The sequence below is a fragment of the Variovorax sp. GW822-FHT04E09 genome, from assembly GCF_058800845.1.
Map to the genome: position 1 here is coordinate 1146732 of NZ_JBXAMR010000001.1, position 18921 is coordinate 1165652.

The 18921-nt window shown below is 68.0% G+C and carries 19 protein-coding genes; 8 read left to right on the top strand and 11 right to left on the bottom strand.

Annotation, left to right across the window (positions count from 1 at the left end):
* The first annotated feature begins 29 nt into the window (after positions 1-29).
* Together katG and AC1RL8_RS05435 are read left to right on the top strand one after the other, a co-directional pair.
* Positions 30-2288 (top strand): catalase/peroxidase HPI, encoded by a 2259-nt coding sequence (gene katG, locus AC1RL8_RS05430; RefSeq protein WP_492684125.1) that lies wholly within the window; start codon positions 30-32, stop codon positions 2286-2288.
* Between the two features lie 105 nt (positions 2289-2393).
* The gene (locus AC1RL8_RS05435; RefSeq protein WP_492684126.1) at positions 2394-2993 is read left to right on the top strand and encodes a tetratricopeptide repeat protein; all 600 of its coding nucleotides are present in this window, start codon (positions 2394-2396) and stop codon (positions 2991-2993) included.
* Positions 2994-3050: 57 nt separating this feature from the next.
* Here AC1RL8_RS05435 and AC1RL8_RS05440 read toward each other — a convergent pair whose 3' ends face one another.
* Together AC1RL8_RS05440 and phbB are read right to left on the bottom strand one after the other, a co-directional pair.
* On the bottom strand, positions 3051-4394 hold the full coding sequence (locus AC1RL8_RS05440; protein ID WP_062480874.1) for a dicarboxylate/amino acid:cation symporter: 1344 nt from the start codon (positions 4392-4394) through the stop codon (positions 3051-3053).
* A gap of 157 nt (positions 4395-4551) precedes the next feature.
* Positions 4552-5289, bottom strand: a complete 738-nt coding sequence (phbB, locus tag AC1RL8_RS05445; protein ID WP_062480872.1) for an acetoacetyl-CoA reductase — start codon at positions 5287-5289, stop codon at positions 4552-4554.
* A 204-nt stretch (positions 5290-5493) separates the two neighbouring features.
* Here phbB and AC1RL8_RS05450 point away from each other — a divergent pair, with 204 nt between their 5' ends.
* The 3 genes from AC1RL8_RS05450 to AC1RL8_RS05460 all read left to right on the top strand — a co-directional run bounded on the left by AC1RL8_RS05450 (position 5494) and on the right by AC1RL8_RS05460 (position 7177).
* Positions 5494-6141 carry a DJ-1/PfpI family protein gene (locus AC1RL8_RS05450; protein ID WP_492684127.1) on the top strand — a complete coding sequence of 216 codons (648 nt, stop codon included), beginning with the start codon at positions 5494-5496 and terminating at the stop codon, positions 6139-6141.
* Positions 6142-6221: 80 nt separating this feature from the next.
* Positions 6222-6734 (top strand): CinA family protein, encoded by a 513-nt coding sequence (locus AC1RL8_RS05455; RefSeq protein WP_492684128.1) that lies wholly within the window; start codon positions 6222-6224, stop codon positions 6732-6734.
* Positions 6731-7177 carry a GNAT family N-acetyltransferase gene (locus AC1RL8_RS05460; RefSeq protein WP_492684129.1) on the top strand — a complete coding sequence of 149 codons (447 nt, stop codon included), beginning with the start codon at positions 6731-6733 and terminating at the stop codon, positions 7175-7177. Before AC1RL8_RS05455 ends, AC1RL8_RS05460 begins: the two co-directional genes overlap by 4 nt.
* Positions 7178-7204: 27 nt before the next feature.
* Here AC1RL8_RS05460 and AC1RL8_RS05465 read toward each other — a convergent pair whose 3' ends face one another.
* Genes AC1RL8_RS05465 through AC1RL8_RS05485 form a run of 5 tightly spaced genes read right to left on the bottom strand, consistent with a single transcriptional unit; the run spans position 7205 to position 12242 of the window.
* Positions 7205-8209: a tripartite tricarboxylate transporter substrate binding protein BugD gene (locus AC1RL8_RS05465; protein WP_492684130.1), complete on the bottom strand. Its 1005-nt coding sequence runs from the start codon at positions 8207-8209 to the stop codon at positions 7205-7207.
* 30 nt (positions 8210-8239) lie between these two features.
* Complete coding sequence (locus AC1RL8_RS05470) at positions 8240-9130, bottom strand: HpcH/HpaI aldolase/citrate lyase family protein (protein WP_492684131.1); 891 nt, start codon at positions 9128-9130, stop codon at positions 8240-8242.
* A complete protein-coding gene (locus tag AC1RL8_RS05475) occupies positions 9127-10308 on the bottom strand; it encodes a CaiB/BaiF CoA transferase family protein (protein ID WP_492684132.1) in 1182 nt (393 codons plus the stop codon). Before AC1RL8_RS05475 ends, AC1RL8_RS05470 begins: the two co-directional genes overlap by 4 nt.
* Positions 10309-10332: 24 nt before the next feature.
* Positions 10333-11223: an HTD2 family dehydratase gene (locus AC1RL8_RS05480; protein WP_492684133.1), complete on the bottom strand. Its 891-nt coding sequence runs from the start codon at positions 11221-11223 to the stop codon at positions 10333-10335.
* Positions 11224-11258: 35 nt separating this feature from the next.
* On the bottom strand, positions 11259-12242 hold the full coding sequence (locus tag AC1RL8_RS05485; protein WP_492684134.1) for a tripartite tricarboxylate transporter substrate binding protein: 984 nt from the start codon (positions 12240-12242) through the stop codon (positions 11259-11261).
* Positions 12243-12391: 149 nt separating this feature from the next.
* Here AC1RL8_RS05485 and AC1RL8_RS05490 point away from each other — a divergent pair, with 149 nt between their 5' ends.
* The gene (locus AC1RL8_RS05490) at positions 12392-13303 is read left to right on the top strand and encodes a LysR family transcriptional regulator (protein ID WP_159271438.1); all 912 of its coding nucleotides are present in this window, start codon (positions 12392-12394) and stop codon (positions 13301-13303) included.
* A 532-nt stretch (positions 13304-13835) separates the two neighbouring features.
* The gene (locus AC1RL8_RS05495) at positions 13836-14021 is read left to right on the top strand and encodes a hypothetical protein (protein WP_307585140.1); all 186 of its coding nucleotides are present in this window, start codon (positions 13836-13838) and stop codon (positions 14019-14021) included.
* A gap of 106 nt (positions 14022-14127) precedes the next feature.
* On the opposite strand, the gene AC1RL8_RS05500 is transcribed toward AC1RL8_RS05495, so the two are convergent.
* Together AC1RL8_RS05500 and phaC are read right to left on the bottom strand one after the other, a co-directional pair.
* A complete protein-coding gene (locus AC1RL8_RS05500; protein ID WP_062480264.1) occupies positions 14128-15306 on the bottom strand; it encodes an acetyl-CoA C-acetyltransferase in 1179 nt (392 codons plus the stop codon).
* Between the two features lie 61 nt (positions 15307-15367).
* Positions 15368-17140 carry a class I poly(R)-hydroxyalkanoic acid synthase gene (phaC, locus tag AC1RL8_RS05505; protein WP_492684135.1) on the bottom strand — a complete coding sequence of 591 codons (1773 nt, stop codon included), beginning with the start codon at positions 17138-17140 and terminating at the stop codon, positions 15368-15370.
* Between the two features lie 132 nt (positions 17141-17272).
* Here phaC and AC1RL8_RS05510 point away from each other — a divergent pair, with 132 nt between their 5' ends.
* On the top strand, positions 17273-17575 hold the full coding sequence (locus AC1RL8_RS05510) for a hypothetical protein (RefSeq protein ID WP_493196445.1): 303 nt from the start codon (positions 17273-17275) through the stop codon (positions 17573-17575).
* Here AC1RL8_RS05510 and pgeF read toward each other — a convergent pair.
* On the bottom strand, positions 17507-18259 hold the full coding sequence (gene pgeF, locus AC1RL8_RS05515; protein ID WP_492684136.1) for a peptidoglycan editing factor PgeF: 753 nt from the start codon (positions 18257-18259) through the stop codon (positions 17507-17509). The two genes, AC1RL8_RS05510 and pgeF, sit on opposite strands and share 69 nt — an antisense overlap.
* 14 nt (positions 18260-18273) lie before the next feature.
* Positions 18274-18912 carry a maleylacetoacetate isomerase gene (gene maiA, locus AC1RL8_RS05520; RefSeq protein WP_062480269.1) on the bottom strand — a complete coding sequence of 213 codons (639 nt, stop codon included), beginning with the start codon at positions 18910-18912 and terminating at the stop codon, positions 18274-18276.
* Positions 18913-18921: the final 9 nt, after the last annotated feature.

Genomic DNA, 18921 nt, shown 5'->3' on the forward strand with positions numbered 1-18921 from the left:
CCCGTCCCCCCAACAACAGGAGCCTCCCCATGAGCAACGAGAAAACCGAAGCGAAGTGCCCGTTCAGCCAGGCCACCGGCGCCGGCACCACGAACCGCGACTGGTGGCCCGAGCAGCTGCGCCTGGACCTGCTGCACCAGCACTCCTCCAAATCCGATCCCCTGGGCGCCGGTTTCGACTACGCCAAGGCCTTCCAGAGCCTGGACCTCGCCGCGGTGAAGAAAGACCTCGCCGCACTGATGACCGACTCGCAAGACTGGTGGCCCGCCGACTTCGGCCACTACGGCCCGCTCTTCATCCGCATGGCCTGGCACAGCGCCGGCACCTACCGCATCGGCGACGGCCGCGGCGGCGCCGGCCGCGGGCAGCAGCGCTTTGCGCCGCTCAACAGCTGGCCCGACAACGTGAGCCTGGACAAGGCGCGCCGCCTGCTGTGGCCGATCAAGCAGAAGTACGGCCAGAAGATTTCCTGGGCCGACCTGCTGATCCTCACCGGCAACGTCGCGCTCGAAACCATGGGCTTCAAGACCTTTGGCTTCGGCGGTGGCCGCCCCGACGTGTGGGAGCCCGACCAGGACGTGTACTGGGGCCGCGAGAAGACCTGGCTGGGCGGTGACGTGCGCTACGCACAGGGCTCGCCCGGCGTCGAGAAAGACCGCGGCGTGCTCGTGAAGGACGACGACAGCAAGGTGCCGCACAGCCGCAACCTCGAGAACCCGCTGGGCGCCGTGCAGATGGGCCTGATCTACGTGAACCCCGAGGGCCCGGACGGCAACCCCGACCCGATCGCCGCGGCCCACGACATCCGCGACACCTTCGCCCGCATGGCCATGAACGACGAGGAAACCGTGGCGCTCATCGCCGGCGGCCACACCTTCGGCAAGACGCACGGCGCGGGGCCGGCCTCGAACGTCGGCAAGGAACCCGAAGCCGCCGGCCTCGAAGACCAGGGCTTCGGCTGGAAGAACAGCTTCGGCACCGGCAAGGGCGGCGACACCATCACCAGCGGCCTCGAAGTGACGTGGACCACCACGCCCACGAAGTGGAGCAACAACTTCTTCGAGAACCTGTTCGGCTTCGAATGGGAGCTGACCAAGAGCCCCGCCGGCGCGCACCAGTGGGTCGCCAAGGGCGGCGCCGGTGCCGGCACCATCCCCGACGCGCATGACGGTTCCAAGCGCCACGCGCCGACCATGCTCACGACCGACCTGTCGCTGCGCCTGGACCCGGCCTACGAAAAGATCTCGCGCCGCTTCCTGGCCAACCCCGACCAGCTCGCCGACGCCTTCGCGCGCGCCTGGTTCAAGCTCACGCACCGCGACATGGGCCCGCGCGCCCGCTACCTCGGGCCCGAGGTGCCGGCCGAGGAGCTCATCTGGCAAGACCCGATCCCGGCCGTCGACCACCCGCTGGTCGACGCCAACGACGTCGCGGCGCTGACGAAGAAGGTGCTGGACTCGGGCCTCACGCCTGCGCAGCTGGTGTCGACGGCGTGGGCCTCGGCCTCCACCTTCCGCGGCTCCGACATGCGCGGCGGTGCCAACGGCGCCCGCGTGCGGCTCGCACCGCAGAAGGACTGGGCCGTCAACCAGCCCGCGCAGCTGGCCCAGGTGCTGAAGGTGCTCGAAGGCATCCAGAGCGAGTTCAACGCGGCACAGACCGGCGGCAAGAAGATCTCGCTGGCCGACCTGATCGTGCTGGCCGGCGGTGCGGGCGTGGAACAGGCCGCGCGCAATGGCGGGCGTGAAGTGAAGGTGCCCTTCTCGCCGGGCCGTGCCGACGCCTCGCAGGAACAGACCGACGTGCCCTCGTTCGAGCCGCTGGAGCCCGCGGCCGACGGCTTCCGCAACTACCTGAAGGGCCGCTACAGCGTGCCCAGCGAAGCGCTGCTGATCGACAAGGCGCAGCTGCTCACGCTCACGGCGCCCGAGATGACGGTGCTGGTCGGTGGCCTGCGCGTGCTCGACACCAACGTCGGCCAGACGCGCCACGGCGTCTTCACGAAGACGCCCGGCACGCTGAGCAACGACTACTTCGTCAACCTGCTCGACATGGGCACGGAGTGGAAGGCGGTGTCGGACGCCAAGGAAGAGTACGAAGGCCGCGACCGCAAGACCGGCACCCTCAAGTGGACCGGCACGCGCGTCGACCTGGTGTTCGGCTCCAACGCGCAGCTGCGCGCCATCGCCGAGGTCTACGGCGCTTCCGACAGCCAGCAGAAGTTCATCGACGACTTCGTGGCCGCCTGGACCAAGGTGATGAACCTGGACCGCTTCGATCTCGCCTGAGGCGGGGCGCCTGCGCCGTCCGCGCCCCGGGGGCCCTGCCCCGCGGGCGCGGACTCCCATGAACGAGGTATTCGGTTTTCAGGCCGGGGCACTAGATTCGGCCCCATGAAATTCGCGAAGGCATGGCTTGCCGCCGGCGTCGTCCTGGCGGCCTCGCAGTTCGGCGCGCTGTACGCGCAGGACGGCAACCCCGAATGGCGCGCGCTGCGCCAGGAACTCGTGCAACGCATCAACGCCAACTGCTACGACGTCGGCACGCTCGAGCTGGCGCAGCAGGTGCTGCAGACGGCGCAACGCACGGGCGGGGCCGAGTCCGCCGACGCGGCCCTCAGCCTCGTGCTGCTGGCCCATGTCCACCAGCGGCAGGGGCAGCTGACCCGGGCCGCGCAGTCGTACACGGCCGCGCTCGCCATCCAGGAAAAGACCGCCGGACCGGACAGCCCGATGGTGGCGTTCACGCTGAGCGCGCTGGCCGGCCTGCACTACCGCCGCGAGGCCTTCGACCAGGCCATTGCGCTGTACGAACGCGCCCTGGCGATCCACGAGAAGCAGCGGCGCCCCGACGCACACGCCGTGCTGTACAGCCGGCAGAACCTGGCCGCGGCCCATCGCGCCCAGGGCGCCTACGCCAAGGCCGCCCCGCTGTACGAACGCGAGCTCGACGCCAGGGCGCAGCCGCTGCTCGCGGTGGCCCTGGTGCACTGAAGCGCACCGAAACGCGCCGCACCGCACCGAAACGCGCGGGCCGGCGCCCTGCGCCCGCTACTGCGCCATCTTCGATTCGCGCGCGTTCACCAGCTCCTCGGGCTCCTGCGACTCGACCCAGCTCTCGTTGTTGAGCCCGGCCTGCAGCCGCTCCGTGTCCAGTTCGTTGGTCCACTTGGCGACCACGATGGTGGCCACGCCGTTGCCGATCAGGTTGGTGAGCGCGCGCGCCTCCGACATGAAGCGGTCGATGCCCAGGATGAGCGCCAGCCCCGCCACCGGCACATGCCCCACCGCCGACAGCGTGGCCGCCAGCACGATGAAGCCGCTGCCCGTGACGCCGGCTGCCCCCTTCGAGGTGAGCAGCAGCACGGCCAGCAGCGTGATCTCCTGCGTGAGCGTCATCGGCGTGTTGGTGGCCTGCGCGATGAACACCGCCGCCATCGTCAGGTAGATCGAGGTGCCGTCCAGGTTGAACGAGTAGCCGGTGGGAATCACCAGCCCCACGCAGGTCTTGTGGGCGCCCAGGTTCTCCATCTTCTCCATCATGCGCGGCAGCACCGATTCGCTGGACGAGGTGCCCAGCACGATCAGCAGCTCTTCCTTGATGTACTTGATGAACTTCCAGATGCTGAAGCCGTGAAAACGCGCAATGAGCCCCAGCACCACGAAGATGAACAGCAGACAGGTCAGGTAGAAGGTGCCCATGAGCTTGCCCAGCGACAGCAGGCTGCCCAGCCCGTACTTGCCGATGGTGAAGGCCATCGCACCGAAGGCGCCGATGGGCGCGAGCTTCATGATGTAGTTGACGATCACGAACAGCACGTGCGAGCCCTTCTCGATCACGTCGAACACCAGCGTGCCGCGCCCGCCGAAGCGGTGCAGCGCAAAGCCGAACAGCACTGCGATCAAGAGCACCTGCAGGATCTCGCCCTTGGCGAAGGCATCGACCACGGTGGAGGGAATCACGTTGAGCAGAAAGTCGACCGTGCCGGTCATCTTGCCGGGGCCGGTGTAGGCCGCGATGGCCTTGGTGTCGAGCGTGGAGGCGTCGATGTTCATGCCCGCACCCGGCTTGAGCAGGTTCACCAGCACGAGGCCGACCACCAGCGCGATGCTGCTCACGATCTCGAAGTACAGGAGCGCCAGCCCGCCGGTCTTGCCGACCTTCTTCATGTCTTCCATGCCGGCGATGCCGACCACCACCGTGCAGAAGATGATCGGCGCGATGATCATCTTGATGAGCTTGATGAAGCCGTCGCCCAAGGGCTTCATCGACTCGCCGAGCGAGGGGTAGAAGTACCCCAGGAGCACGCCGACGATCACCGCGGTGATCACCTGCACGTACAGGGAACGGTAAAGGGGGAGCTTCCTGGGTACTGTGCTTGTTGTATGTGCCATGACTGCCTCCTGAAAAGATGAAGGGAAAACGCAGAAGAAAGGGTTCGTGCCGGGTTGCTTTCGATGGTTGAAGTCGTGTGTCCTGTGGGGGTGGTTCCGGCCCAAATGAAAAAACCCGCCGAAGCGGGTTTTTGTTTTCAGGGCGTGGCGCGCATGCTCAGTGCATGTGGAGGCCGCCGTTGACCGAGAAGTCGGCCCCGGTGCTGTAGCCGCCTTCGTCGGTGGCGAGCCACGCGATGATGGAAGCGATTTCGCTCGGCTCGCCCAGGCGCTTGACCGGGATCGTGGCCACGATCTTGTCGAGCACTTCCTGGCGGATGGCCTTGACCATGTCGGTGCCGATGTAGCCCGGGCTCACCGTGTTCACGGTGACGCCCTTGTTGGCCAGCTCCTGCGCCAGCGCCATCGTGAAGCCGTGCATGCCGGCCTTGGCCGCCGAGTAGTTGGTCTGGCCGGCCTGGCCCTTGGCGCCGTTGACCGAGCTGATGTTGATGATGCGGCCCCAGCCCTTTTCGACCATGTCGCCCACCACCTGCTTGGTGACGTTGAACATGCTGTTGAGGTTGGTTTCGATCACCGCGCTCCAGTCCTCGGGGGTCATCTTGAGGAACATGCGGTCCCGCGTGATGCCGGCGTTGTTGACGAGCACGTCAATCGCCCCGTGGGCCGCCTTGGCGGCGGAGAAGGCCTCGACGGTGGATTGCCAGTCGCCGACATTGCCGACCGACGCGTGGAACTCGAAGCCTTCGGCTTTCTGTTCGGCCAGCCACTTGGCGTAGTCCCGCGTGGGGCCGCAACCTGCGACCACGGTGAACCCGTCCTTGTAGAGACGCTGGCAGATGGCTGTTCCGATGCCACCCATGCCTCCGGTGACATATGCAACTTTCTTGCTCATGAGATTTCCTTGATTGAAGCTAGCAAAAAGCCTGAACGGCCGCCTTCACTCTAGCCATTTTCAGGCCACACAACTCTGAGGGAGAACACTGAGCCAAGCTTGCAACCAGCTGTCACGGACATCACCTCGGCGGCACTCTATATGCTTGCGGCTTCGCACCCGTGACAGGGCCCCTGCCGGCCACCCCACCAGGAGTTCGCACGCATGAATTTCGCAATCGTCGTCTTCCCCGAGGTCGAGGAGCTCGATTTCGTCGGTCCCTGGGAAATGCTCACCATGTGGAGCAAGCTGGCCGGCGGCCCTGCCCGTTGCCTCGTGGTGGCGCAGACGCGCGAGCCCGTGGTCTGCGCCAAGGGCCTGTCGGTGAACCCGCATGTGTCGTTCGCCGACTGCCCGCCGCTCGATTTCGTGCTCGTGCCCGGCGGCATGGGCACGCGGCGCGAGGTCGACAACCCCGCCATGGTGCAGTTCCTGGCCGCGCAGGCACCGGGCTGCAAGGCGCTGCTGTCGGTGTGCACCGGCGCCTTCGTGCTGCATGCGGCCGGCCTGCTCTCGGGCCGCACCGCGACCACGCACTGGGGATCGCTCGACCGCCTGCGCGCGCTCGGCGACGTGAAGGTGGTGGAGCAGCGCTTCGTGCAGGACGGCCACGTCTGGACCTCGGCCGGCGTGTCGGCCGGCACCGACCTGATGCTCGCCTTCATTGCCCATGTGGCGGGCGAGGAAGCCGCGGCCAAGGTGCAGCTGCAGGCCGAGTATTACCCGGCCGACACGGTGTACGGCCACACCTCGAGCCATGAGCGCGCGCCGTCGTATGTGCGGCGGCCGGGCTCGCGCGCGGGCCTCGCCTGACCGTTCGTTCATTCGTTCACGCGTTCCCTTGATCGATCGAACGGTCGGTCATTTCTTCTTTCTTACTTCTTTCGACCTCCATGTCCACGCCCGACCTCACCGACCTCGAACCGCTTTCCGTGCTCGCCGCCCGCGTGGGGGCGACGCTGCGCGAGCGGCGCCAGACGGTGGCGGTGGCCGAATCGTCGGCCGGCGGCCTGGTCTCGGCCGCCCTGCTCGCCCTGCCGGGCGCCTCGGCCTACTTCCTGGGCGGCGCGGTCATCTACTCGCGGCGTGCCGGCAAGGCCCTGCTCGGCCTCACGCCCGAGGACATGGGCGACATGCGCGGCGAGACCGAGCCCTATGCGCGCTTCATCTCGGGCCGCATCCGCGACGCCCATCGTTCGAAGTGGGGCCTCTGCGAGAGCGGCGCGGCGGGGCCATCGGGCAGTCCGTACGGCGATGCGCCGGGGCATGTCTGCATCGCCGTGACCGGCGCGGACGGCCTCGTGGTCAGCCGCACGATCGAAACCGGCGCGACCGACCGGCCATGGAACATGGATGTGTTCGCGCGGCTGTTGCTGAAGTTGTTCGACGAGACCTTGCAGGCATGAGCAAAGCCACGCCGGTCTTTCGGCGTGTGGGCATCGAGGATGCAGATTTCCTGTTCGAGCTCTGTGAGGCCACGATGCGCGGGTACGTTGAACAGGTATGGGGCAGCTGGAACGCGGCGGGCGTCCGGGCCCATCTTGCCGAACAGGCGCGCGCCGGCGCCTTCTTCGCACTGGACCTCGACGGCATGCGCGTGGGCGCTGTCGCGTTCGAGCAGCACGACACGCACGTCCAGATCGAAGAGATGTACATCGTCCCCTTACGCCAGAACCAGGGCATCGGAAGCGCGGTCGTGGCGCACATCGTCAGCCTGGCTTCGCGTGAGCAGCTTCCGGTCCGGCTGCGGGTGCTGGCGTCGAACCCCGCACGCCTTTTCTATGAGCGGCTCGGCTTTCGGGTGACCGCTTCAACACCGGAACGGCATTTCATGGAGCGCCCCCACTGAGCGAGAACCCCGGGCGCCGCGCGCTTCTCAATCCGCCTGCACCCCCGCAGCCCGGATCACCTTCCCCCACTTCTCGATCTCCGCCGCCAGGTGGCTGCGCAGCGCCTCGGGCGTGACCTTCTCCATCGGCACGGCCTCGGTGCTCAGCTCGGCGAAGCGCTTCTTCACGTTGTCGTCCTGCAGCGCGGCGCGCAGGGCCACGTTGAGCTTCTCGATCACGGCCGGCGGCGTGCCCTTGGGCGCATACACGCCGTGCCACACCTTCACGTCGAAGCCCTTGAGGCCCTGCTCGTCGAGCGTGGGAATGTCGGGCATGCTCGACAGGCGCTTGGGCGTGGTCACGCCGAACACCTTCACGCGCTGGCCGTCCTTGATGACGGGCGCGGTCTGCGTGGTCTGGTCGCACAGCAGGTCGACCTGCCCGCCCATGAGGTCGTTGAGCGCCGGGCCTGCGCCCTTGTAGGGCACTGTCGTCAGCTGCACGCCGATCTGGTGCGCGAAGAGCATGCCGCACAGCTGCGAGACGGCGCCGATGCCGGCGTTGGCAAGCGAGACCTTGTCCTTGTTGGCCTTCACGTAGGCCAGCAGCTCCTTGAGGTTGTTGGCCGGGAAGTCCTTGCGCGACAGCAGGGTCATCGGCACGTCCATGACCTGGCCGACGTACTCGAAGTCTTTCAGCGGGTCGTAGTTGAGCTTCTTGTACAGCGCGGGCGCGGTGGCCATGCCCATGTGGTGGATGAGGATGGTGTAGCCGTTGGGCGCGGCCTTGGCCACGCGGGTCGGCGCGATGGTGCCGCCCGCGCCCACCGTGTTCTCGACCACCACGGTCTGCCCCAGCGACTTGCCCATGGGCACGGCAAGCATGCGCGCCACCACGTCGGTGGGGCCGCCGGCTGAGTACGGCACGACCATCACGATGGGCTTGTCGGGCCACGCGGCCTGCGCGGCGGCGGGCGATGCGGCGGCGAGCAGGCAGGCGCCCGCCGATGCCGCGATGAGGGCTTTCAGTTTCCAGGTCTTCGTTGCGTTCACTTCTTTGTCTCCTTGTGGTTTGTCTGTGGATCAGTGCGTCACGGATGAATCGCCCGGGCCGTGCTGCGGGGCCAACGCGAGCCAGCGTTCGGCCAGCCGCACCACGGGCCCGTCGACCATGCGGCCGTCGAGGCTCACGACGCCGCCGCCGGCCGCGCGCACGGCCTCGGTGACGCGGTGCGCCCAGACCACCTCGTCGGCCGTGGGCCCGAGCGCGGCCTGCACGGGGGCGACCTGCTCGGGGTGGATGCACAGCTTGGCGCCGAAGCCGCCACGCCGGGCACGCGCGGTGTCGGCGGCGAGCCGCTGGGCGTCGCGCCAGTCGGGCGACACGCCGTCGATGGGCGTGGCCAGCCCCGCGCGGCGCGAGGCCAGCACGAGCGCGAGGCGCACGGGCACCAGCTCGGCCTCGTCGGCGGCGCAGGCCATGCCGAGGTCGGCCTGGAAATCGAGGTGGCCGAAGGCCAGTCGCAGCACCTGCGGCGCCCCCGCGATGGCATCGAGCGCCGCGAGCCCCGCGGCCGATTCGATGAGCGGCACCAGCACGGCCTTCGGTCCGGCCGTGGCGGCCAGCCGATGCAGTTCGTCGGCGTGCTCGGCCTTGGGCAGCACGATGCCGGCGATCAGGCCATCGGCGATCCAGCCGGCCGCGCGCGCGCAGTCATCGTCATGCCACGGCGTGCCGCTGGCGTTCACGCGCACGAGCAGCCGCCCTCGCCCTCCGGCGGGCAACGCCGCCAGCGAGGCAGCGAGCGCGTCGCGCGACTCGGCCTTGCGCGCGGGCGCCACGGCATCTTCGAGGTCGATGATCACGCCGCCCGCACCCGTCGCCAATGCGCGCGCGTGGCGCTCGGGCCGGTCGGCGGGCACGAAGAGAAAGGCGCGCGCAAGAGCGAGCGCTTGATTGGCGGGTCCGCTCATACCGCGCCGGCCGCGCGCAGCGCTGCAATCGCGTCGTCGCCGCGGCCCAGGCTGCGCAAGATCGCGTCGGTGTGCTGGCCGACCGCGGGCACCGGGTCCATGCGGTAGTCGAACGCACTCTGGCGACCGGCCGGCAGCAGCGCCGGAATGTCGCCGGCCGGCGAACCCACCTGGCGCCAGCGCTCGCGCGCCTGCAGCTGCGGGTGCGCCCACAGCCCGGCCATGTCGTTCATGCGCGCGTTGGCGATCTGCGCGGTGTCGAGCCGTTCGAGCACCTGCGCCGCACTGAGCGCTCCGAAGGTGTCGACGATGAGCGTGCGCAGCGCCTCGCGGTGTTCGTTGCGCCGGGCATTGCTGTCGAAGCGCGGGTCGCTCGCGAGCTCGGGGCGCAGCAGCACCTTGTCGCAGAAGGCGCGCCACTCGCGCTCGTTCTGCAGGCCGAGCATCACGGTGCCGCCGTCGCCGGCGGGGAACGGGCCGTAGGGATAGATGGTGGCGTGCGAGGCGGCGCTGCGCGGCGGCGGCGGTGCGCCGTCGTAGGCGTAGTACATCGGGTAGCCCATCCACTCGGCGAGCGATTCGAGCATCGACACGTCGATGTGCGAGCCCTTGCCCGTCTTGCCGCGCTGCATCAGCGCCGCGAGGATGCCGGTGTAGGCGTACATGCCCGCCGCGATGTCGGCGATGGAGTTGCCCGACTTGCACGGGTCGTCGGGCGTGCCCGTCACCGAAAGAAAACCGGCCTCGCTCTGAATGAGCAGGTCGTAGGCCTTCTTGTCGCGGTACGGGCCGTCTTCGCCGTAGCCCGAGATGTCGCAGACGATGAGCGCGGGGTGCTTCTCCTGCAGCACCTGCGCGCTCAGGCCCATGCGCGCGGCGGCGCCGGGCGCGAGGTTCTGCACCAGCACGTCGGCACCGGCCACCAGCTCCTGCAGCACGGCGAGCGCGGCGGGTTGCTTCAGGTCGAGCGTGAGGCTTTCCTTCGAGCGGTTGACCCACACGAAGTGCGAGGCCTCGCCGTTCACGCGCTCGTCGTAGGCGCGCGCAAAGTCACCGCCGCCGGGGCGCTCGACCTTGATGACGCGCGCGCCGAGGTCGGCGAGCTGGCGGGTGCAGAACGGCGCCGCGATGGCATGTTCGAGCGAGATGACGGTGATGCCGTCCAGGGGTCTGGTCATGGGCTTCTTCTTTCTTTCCTTGCGTCAGGCGAGCACGGCCGTGGCCTGCATCGTGAGCCAGCCGTCGGCGTCTTCGCCCCACAGGCTGAAGGTCTTGCCGTCGGTGCTGCCTTCGGCGGGCTTGCCGTGCACACGGAACGGCGCGATGTCGAAGGTCGGGCGCACGGCACGGAACTCGAAGCGCGCGAGCTGCGCATCGGCCGGCGCGTTGCGGCGCAGCAGGTCGACCAGCAGCGTCGCGATCAGCGGCCCGTGCACGATGAGGCCCGGGTAGCCCTCGACCTGCGTCACGTAGCGACGGTCGTAGTGGATGCGGTGGCCGTTGAAGGTCAGCGCCGAGTAGCGGAACAGCAGCACGTCGTCGGGCACGAGGTCGCGGCTGAAGGTGGCGTCTTTCGCTGCGGGCGTGGGCGGCGGCGCAGGCTCGCCGGGTGCGGCGGCGGCGCGGTAGACGATGTCGTGCTCTTCGGTCAGCGCGAGCCCGCGCGCGTTACGCACTTCGTGGCGCACCAGCACGAACACCAGCTCACCCGTGCGGCCGGCCTTGTGCGTGACCGAGGCGATGGTCGACGTGCGCTCGACCGCATCGCCCACCAGCAGCAGATTGCCCGGCTCCCAGGTCAGCCGGCCGCCGGCCCACATGCGGCGCGGCAGCGGCACGGGCGGCAGGAAACCGCCGCGCTTGGCATGGCCGTCTTCGCCGATCTCCGACTGGCGGTGGTGCGGCAGGAAGTAGAGCCAGTGCCACAGCGCAGGCAGGCGCGTGCCCGCCTCGGGCAACGGGTCGTCGCGGTCGAGCGTGGCGGACAGCCCGCGCACGGGCGTGGCCGTGAGGTCGTCGCGCAGCGTTTCGGTGCGGCCCTGCCAGGCCTGCAGGTGTGCGAGGGCTTCGGCGTCGATCAGGGGAGAAGTCATGTCGTGTGTGTCGGGAAGAAAGATGAGTGGCGAGGTCAGTCGACCGCGGCGCCCGAGGCCTTGACGATGCGCGCCCACTTGGCGAGGTCGGCATGCAGCAGCGCCGAGAACTGATCGGGCGAGGTGGGCGCGGCGATCTCCACGCCCTGCTGGTCAAGCTTGTCGCGCAGGTCCTTGGCCGCGAGCGCCTTGCGCGTGGCGTCCTGCAGGGTGGCGAGCACGTCGGCCGGCACGCCCGCGGGCGCGAACAGGCCGATCCACAGCGTGCCGTTGTAGCCCGGCACCTGCTCGGCGATGGCGGGCACGTCGGGCAACACGGGCGAGCGCTTCTCGCCGCTCACGGCCAGCGCGCGCAGCTTGCCGGCCTTGATGTGCGCCAGCGCCGAAGGCAAGCTCGCGAACACGATCGGCAACTGCCCGCCCAGCACGTCGTTGAGCGCGGGCGCCACGCCCTTGTACGGCACGTGCTGCATCGAGATGCCGCCCATGCTGTTGAGCATTTCGCCCAGCAGGTGGTTGAGCGTGCCGTTGCCGGCCGAGGCGTACTGGTAGTTGGCGCCCTTCGCGCGCGCCAGCTTCAGGAATTCGGCGAAGTTCTTCCCGGGAAACGACGGGTTCACCAGCAGCACGTTGGGCACGGCGCCGACCAGGCCGACGGGCTTGAAGTCTTTCTCGGGGTCGAAGCCCGGGTTCTTGTACAGCGCGGGGTTGATGGCCTGGCTGCTGCTGATCGTCATGAGCAGCGTGTAGCCGTCCTTCGGGCCCTTGGCGACCAGCTGCGTGCCGATGTTGCCGCCCGCGCCGGGGCGGTTGTCGACCACGACGCTGGCGTTGTTCAGCACCTCGCCGAGCTTCTGGCCGACGAGGCGGCCGACGATGTCGTTGGTGCCGCCCGCGGCCTGGGGCACGACGAGCGTGATGGGGCGCGAGGGGTAGGTCTGGGCGGTGGCCGGGTTGGCGGCCAGCAAGGCGGTGGCGGCGAGGCCGAAGGCAATCAGCGCGCGGGCGCGGAATCTCATCGGAATAGAACAGCGGACTCTTAATCCGCTGGTTGGTTGCTTGTGTTGTGTCTCCATGGCCGCATGGTCTTCTGCCCGCCCCGTCGGCGCAATCTGCGATTTCGGAAGCCAGGCTTCTGAAATTCCGAAGGCTTGACTACCATCGCCCCATGCTCTTCGACCTCACCGACCTGCGCCTGTTCGTGGCCACGGCCGAACTCGGCAACCTCACGCGGGCGGCCGAGCGCCAGCACCTGTCGCTGGCCGCGGCCAGCGCGCGCATCAAGGCGCTCGAGACCCAGGCCGGCCTGCAGCTGCTGCAGCGCGAGGCCCGCGGCGTGCGCCTGCTGCCGCCGGGCGAGGCCTTTTTGCACCACGCCCGGCTGGTGCTGCACCAGGCCGACCAGCTGCGCGCCGACCTGCTCGAGTACGGCGGCGGCCTGCGCGGCCACCTGCGCGTGTTCGCCAACACCACGGCGGTGACCGATTTCCTGCCCGAGATCCTGCCCGGCTTCCTGGCCGCCAACCCGCGCATCAACGTCGACCTTCAGGAAAAACCGAATGCTCAGATCCCGCGCGGCGTGCGCGACGGGCGCGCCGACATCGGCATCGTCGCGGGCCAGATGGACACACTGGGCCTGGACACCATCCACTTCAGCACCGACCGGCTGGTGCTCGTCACCTCGCGCCAGCACCGCTTTGCGCGGCGCCGCCGCATCTCCTTCGCCGAAACGCTCGACGAAGACGCCATCGGCATGCAGCAGGGCAGCACGCTGCAGGCCTTCCTGGGGCAGATCACCGACCACCTGGGCAAGCGCCAGAAGCTGCGCATCCAGCTCGGCAGCTTCGACGCCATGTGCCGGATGATCGGCAGCGGCGTGGGCATCGGCGTGGTGCCGGAGTCGGCCGCGCGGCGCAACCAGGAGAGCATGGGGCTCGCGCTGGTCGAGCTCAGCGACCCCTGGTGCGTGCGCGAGCGCTACCTGCTCGTGCGCGACCGCGCCGCCCTGCCCGTGTACGCCCAGGCGCTGGTCGAGACCTTGTGCAAGCACTACGCCGACGCACAAGCCGAAACCGGCTGACGGCTCGTTTTCCGGCCAAAAACAGGCACTTGCAGGCGGCTTGTGAGAAACCCGATGTCTTCCCCATTTTCTGTGCACAACTTTGGGGGTAAGTCAGGGGCAGCGTTGTAAAGCGATTGCAAGTCGTTGTTTTATAAAGGGAATAGTTAGTCTGCTTAAAATTTTTGCAGTGCACAAGTCTGGCGGCCGATGGGTCCAAAAATGGCTCTAAAACAGGAAAGTCAAGCGAAAAAACAGGGGGTTGCCTGTGCTAGGCTGCCCTTTGAAACCAACGACTTGCGGCGGGTTGTGAAGAAGTCCGCTGCAATCCCCACTTTCTGTGGGCAACTTTGGGGGTAACTCGGGTGGAGCTTTGTAAAACGGATGCAAGTTGTTGTTTTACAAAGGGATTCCACACTTTGCTCAATTTTTGAGCGGTGAACAAGAGCGTCAGCCAGTCGGGTGACCGTCGCCCAAATGAATCCAAAGGTTCTCATTACGCCGAATCGGGTCGATGCGAGGCGCGAAAGAGGGCCGCTACAGTCGCCCTGACATGCTCGAAGCGCTCAGCTCCCCTTGGTCCTGCCTCGGCGCCGTCGCCGGGCTGCTGATTGCCTTGCTGGTTCACTGGCTGGCACCCGCCGACATCGACACGGTGCACGCCGGCGCGTGGCTGGTGGGCATCGGCTGGCTCGCGGGCCTGGCCTGGGACCTCGTGGCTTCGGACCGATCGAAGTAAGCCGCAGGCGAGCGCCGCTACAGCGCGCACAAAAAAGGGAGAGGAGGCAGCAGCCCTTGCGAGCCCCTGCCTCCCCTCCCCGTACCGGTTCACCCGGTGATCAGGCTCAGCGCTCGATCGTCAGCGCCACGCCCATGCCGCCGCCGATGCACAGCGAGGCGATGCCCTTCTTGGCGTTCTGGCGTTGCATTTCATGCAGCAGCGTCACCAGGATGCGGCAGCCCGACGCGCCGATGGGGTGGCCGATGGCGATGGCGCCGCCGTTCACGTTCACCTTGTTCACGTCCCAGCCCATTTCACGGTTCACGGCGCAGGCCTGTGCGGCGAAGGCTTCGTTGATCTCGAGCAGGTCGAGGTCGGCGGCCTTCCAGCCGGCGCGCTGCAGCGCCTTCTGCGATGCCGGCACGGGGCCCATGCCCATGATGGTCGGGTCCAGGCCGGCGGTGGCGTAGCTGGCGATGCGGCCCAGCGGCTTCAGGCCCAGGGCGGCGGCCTTCTTGGCCGTCATGACCATCACGGCGGCGGCGCCGTCGTTCAGGCCCGAGGCATTGCCCGCGGTCACGCCGCCGGCCTTGTCGAAGGCGGGGCGCAGGCCAGCCAGCACTTCGGCGTTGGTCTTGCGGTTGATGAACTCGTCCTGGTTGAAGACGATGGGGTCGCCCTTCTTCTGCGGAATGCTCACGCCGACGATTTCGTCCTTGAACTTGCCGGCGTCCTGCGCGGCGGCGGCCTTGGTCTGACTGGCCAGGGCCAGTTCGTCCTGCGAAGCGCGGTCGATGTTGTACTTCTTGGCCACGTTCTCGGCCGTGATGCCCATGTGGTACTGGTTGTACACGTCCCACAGGCCGTCGACGATCATGGTGTCGACCAGCTTCCAGTCGCCCATGCGCTGGCCGTTGCGCGAGTTGGGCAGCACGTGCGGCGCCATGCTCATGTTTTCCTGGCCGCCGGCGATCACGATTTCGGAGTCACCCGTGGCCACGGCCTGCGCCGCCAGCATCACGGCCTTCAGGCCCGAGCCGCACACGGCGTTGATGGTGAGCGCCGGCGTTTCCTTGGTGCCGCCGCCCTTGAGCCAGGCCTGGCGTGCGGGGTTCTGGCCGGCGCCGGCCGCGAGCACCTGGCCCATGATGGCCTCGCCTACCTGGTCGGCCGTGAGGTTGGCGCGCGCGATCACTTCCTTGATCACGAGGGCGCCCAGCTCGGTGGCGGGAATGCCGGCGAGCGAGCCGCCGAATTTGCCGACCGCCGTACGCGCAGCCGAAACGATGACGATGTCTTCCATGAGGTTCTCTCCGTTGAGGTGATTTGAAATCGGTTGCGATCTTGCGGGAGCTGGCGCCCGTTCAGGCCTTGGCCTTCACGTAGCGTCCCGGCGCCGGTTCGATGGCCTTGTAGGCCTTGCCGTTGCCGTAGCCCTTGGGCGCGGGGATCTGCTTGCCCGCGTGGCCCTTGAGCCATTGTGCCCAGTCGGTCCACCAGCTGCCCGGCTGCTCCTGCGCGCCGGCCAGCCATTCGGGCTGGGTCTTGGGAAACTTGCCGTCCTCGCGCAGCCAGTGGCTGCGCTTGTTCTTGGCGGGCGGGTTGATCACGCCGGCGATGTGGCCCGAGGCCCCCATCACGAAGCGCTTCTTGCCCGTGAGCAGTTGCGTGGAGGTGTAGGCGCCGCCGATGGGCACGATGTGATCTTCGCGCGAGCCGTAGATGTAGGCCGGGATGTCGATCTTGCCCAGGTCGATCTTCTCGCCGCACACGGTGAGCGCATTCGGCTTGGCCAGCTTGTTCTCGTGGTACGTGTTGCGCAGGTACCAGGCGTAGAACGGGCCCGGCAGGTTGGTGGCGTCGCTGTTCCAGTACAGCAGGTCGAAGGCCGGCGGCGTCTCGCCCTTGAGGTAGTTGCCGACCACGTAGTTCCACACCAGGTCGTTCGGGCGCAGGAAGCTGAAGGTCGAGGCCAGGTCGCCGCCCGGCAGCAGGCCGCCCTTGCCCAGTTGCATCTCGCGGTACTGCACCATGGGCTCGTCCACGAAGATGTCCAGGATGCCGGTGTCGCTGAAATCGAGGAAGGTGGTCAGCAGCGTGACCGACGCGGCCGGCTTCTCGCCGCGCGCCGCGAGCACGGCCAGCGCGGTGCTCAGGATGGTGCCGCCCACGCAGAAACCCAGCGTGTTGATCTGCTTGCTGCCGCTGATCTCCTGCACGGTATGGATGGCCTTGATGGCGGCGTTCTCGATGTAGTCGTCCCAGGTGGCCTGGGCCAGCGACTCGTCGGGGTTGCGCCAGCTCACCACGAACACGCGGTGGCCCTGCTCGTTCGCATAGCGGATGAGCGAGTTGTCGGGCTGCAGGTCGAGGATGTAGAACTTGTTGATGCACGGCGGCACCAGCAGGAACGGCCGCTCGTACACCTTGGCGGTGAGCGGCTTGTATTCGAGCAGCTGGAAATAGTCGTTCTCGAACACCACGGCGCCTTCGGTGGTGGCCACGTTGCGCCCCACTTCAAAGGCGCTCTCGTCGGTCATGCTGACGTGGCCCTGCTTCATGTCATGCAGCAGGTTCTGGATGCCCTTGGCGATGCTCTCGCCCTGCGTGTCGATGGCTTTCTTCTGCGCCTCGGCGTTGAAGGCGAGCGAGTTGCTGGGCGAGGCCGCGGCCATCCACTGCTCGACCGCGAAGCGCAGGCGCGCCTTGGTCTTGTCGTCGGCGTCGATGGCCTCGGCCATGCGCATCATGGTGCGGCCGTTGAGCAGATACACGGCGGCCGAGAAGGCCGCCAGCGGGTTGCTGCCCCAGGCCTCGGCGGCAAAGCGCTTGTCGCCCTCTGGGCGGGCACCGAAGCCGCGGCGCCACAGGTCGGTGGCGTCGCTCAGGTACTGCTGCTGGATGGACTGCAGCTGCTCGGGATCGATGGAGAACTTGGGCAGCTCGGGCATGGCGGCTGCGCCCGGGAATTGCGCCATTTGTGGCAATTGCCATAGCGGCGTGCCGCCGACGTCGAAAGCGGCGGAACCTCCTGGACCTGCAGCTTTCTGGAAAGCCTCCATGGCCTGGGTCCAGCCCTGCGTGAGGGCTTTTTGAAAGGGCGCGAACGCATCGGCCCCCGTGTCTTGTTGCTTCATCATGTCTCCTGGCCGTGGCCTGGGTCGATACGAACGGATGGCTTGCGTGTTTTGAGTATGCTGCATTCGCAAGGCACTCACAACGCCGCGCTTTCACTAATCCCTTGAAACAAAACGTCTGCGCCTGTGTTCATCCATTTGATCGTGATCGGCTGGCTCTATGTGGCCGTGATGATGGCGGTAGCCGAAGCCACCAACACCACGGGCACGGTGCTGGGCGCCATCTTCACATTTCTTCTTTACGGCCTCGCGCCGGTGGCGCTGGTGATCTACCTGATGGCCACGCCGGCGCGCCGGCGGGCGATCAAGGAACGCGAGGCGCAGGCCCAGGAGGCCGCGCGCCGCGCCGCCGCGGAGGCTGCGGCTTCAGACCTTCCAGACCAGCGCAGCGAACCGCCCGCTGACGCCGTCGCGCCGGTGCGAAAAGAACCGTGACGGCTGTGCGACGGTGCACCACGCATCGCCGCTGTCGTTGCCATGGAGCGACTCGACACCCACCGCACGCAGCCGCTGCCGCGCGAGCGCGGGCAGGTCGGCCAGCCACTTGCCTTCGGCCGCCGCGGGCGTGAAGCACGACACCGCCTCGGGCGACTGCGCCTCGAAGGCGGCCTTGACCTCCGCCCCCACCTCGAAGGCCTTCGGGCCGATGCAGGGGCCGAGCCAGGCCAACAGGCGCGGCGCGCCTTCGTCCTGCGCGAAGGCGCGCACGATCTGCTCGAGCACGCCGCCGGCCAGCCCGCGCCAGCCCGCATGCGCAGCGGCCACGCGGTGGCCGAGTTCGTCGGTGAAGAGCACGGGCAGGCAGTCGGCCACCATGACCGTGCAGGCGCGCGCGGAGGTCGTGGCCGTGCAGGCATCGGCGACGGTGCCGTCGGGCACGGCCTCGTCGAGCGACACGAGCCCCGTGCCATGCACCTGCTGCAGGAACACCGGCCGCGTGCCGATCGCCTGCTGCAACCGCCGGCGGTTCTCGGCGACGAGCGCGGCGTCGTCGGCCACGTGGTCGCCGAGGTTCAGGCTGTCATAGCGCCCGGTCGACACCCCGCCGTCGCGCGTGGTGCACAGCGCGCGCACGTTCGGCGGCGCGGGCCATTCGGGCACCAGCCATTGCGGATTCATCGCGACGCGCCGGCTCAGGGTTCCGCGTCGGGCGACTGCGAAGGCTGCGCGCGCTGGAAGGCGTCGAGCTTCATGCAGGCGTCGAAGGCGGCCATGGTGCGCGGCAGGCCGCTGAAGTCGCAGTCGAAGCGGCGGCCGTTGAAGATCTGCGGCACGAGGCAGCAGTCGGCGATGGTGGGCGTGTCGCCCCAGCAATAGGTGCCGCCCGGGTGCTGCGCGAGCTGGCGCTCGAACGACAGCAGGCCGTCGCGCACCCAGTGGCGGTACCAGGTGTTCTTGGCTTCGTCGTCGACCTTCAGTTCCTTCACGAGGTACTTGAGCACGCGCAGGTTGTTCAGCGGGTGGATCTCGCAGGCGATCGACTGCGCCAGCGCGCGCACGTGGGCGCGGCCCACCGGGTCGCTGGGCAGCAGCGCCGGCTCGGGGTGCGTTTCGTCCAGGTATTCGATGATGGCCATCGACTGCGAGAAGCGCTCGCCTTCGTCCTCGAGCAGCGGCACGAGCATGTCGGCCGAGATCGCCGAGTACGGGCCGGTGCGGTGTTCGCCGCGTGCGATGTGCACGGGCACGTAGTCGTAGTCCAGGCCCTTGAGGTTCAGGGCGATGCGCACGCGGAACGAGGCGGAGGAGCGGAAATAGTTATGCAGCTTCATGATTTCTCG

Coding starts and splice junctions, on each gene's coding strand:
- katG (WP_492684125.1), top strand. CDS start 30: ATGAGCAACGAGAAAACCGAAGCGAAGTGCCCGTTCAGCCAGGCCACC.
- AC1RL8_RS05435 (WP_492684126.1), top strand. CDS start 2,394: ATGAAATTCGCGAAGGCATGGCTTGCCGCCGGCGTCGTCCTGGCGGCC.
- AC1RL8_RS05440 (WP_062480874.1), bottom strand. CDS start 4,394: ATGGCACATACAACAAGCACAGTACCCAGGAAGCTCCCCCTTTACCGT.
- phbB (WP_062480872.1), bottom strand. CDS start 5,289: ATGAGCAAGAAAGTTGCATATGTCACCGGAGGCATGGGTGGCATCGGA.
- AC1RL8_RS05450 (WP_492684127.1), top strand. CDS start 5,494: ATGAATTTCGCAATCGTCGTCTTCCCCGAGGTCGAGGAGCTCGATTTC.
- AC1RL8_RS05455 (WP_492684128.1), top strand. CDS start 6,222: ATGTCCACGCCCGACCTCACCGACCTCGAACCGCTTTCCGTGCTCGCC.
- AC1RL8_RS05460 (WP_492684129.1), top strand. CDS start 6,731: ATGAGCAAAGCCACGCCGGTCTTTCGGCGTGTGGGCATCGAGGATGCA.
- AC1RL8_RS05470 (WP_492684131.1), bottom strand. CDS start 9,130: ATGAGCGGACCCGCCAATCAAGCGCTCGCTCTTGCGCGCGCCTTTCTC.
- AC1RL8_RS05475 (WP_492684132.1), bottom strand. CDS start 10,308: ATGACCAGACCCCTGGACGGCATCACCGTCATCTCGCTCGAACATGCC.
- AC1RL8_RS05480 (WP_492684133.1), bottom strand. CDS start 11,223: ATGACTTCTCCCCTGATCGACGCCGAAGCCCTCGCACACCTGCAGGCC.
- AC1RL8_RS05485 (WP_492684134.1), bottom strand. CDS start 12,242: ATGAGATTCCGCGCCCGCGCGCTGATTGCCTTCGGCCTCGCCGCCACC.
- AC1RL8_RS05490 (WP_159271438.1), top strand. CDS start 12,392: ATGCTCTTCGACCTCACCGACCTGCGCCTGTTCGTGGCCACGGCCGAA.
- AC1RL8_RS05495 (WP_307585140.1), top strand. CDS start 13,836: ATGCTCGAAGCGCTCAGCTCCCCTTGGTCCTGCCTCGGCGCCGTCGCC.
- AC1RL8_RS05500 (WP_062480264.1), bottom strand. CDS start 15,306: ATGGAAGACATCGTCATCGTTTCGGCTGCGCGTACGGCGGTCGGCAAA.
- phaC (WP_492684135.1), bottom strand. CDS start 17,140: ATGAAGCAACAAGACACGGGGGCCGATGCGTTCGCGCCCTTTCAAAAA.
- pgeF (WP_492684136.1), bottom strand. CDS start 18,259: ATGAATCCGCAATGGCTGGTGCCCGAATGGCCCGCGCCGCCGAACGTG.
- maiA (WP_062480269.1), bottom strand. CDS start 18,912: ATGAAGCTGCATAACTATTTCCGCTCCTCCGCCTCGTTCCGCGTGCGC.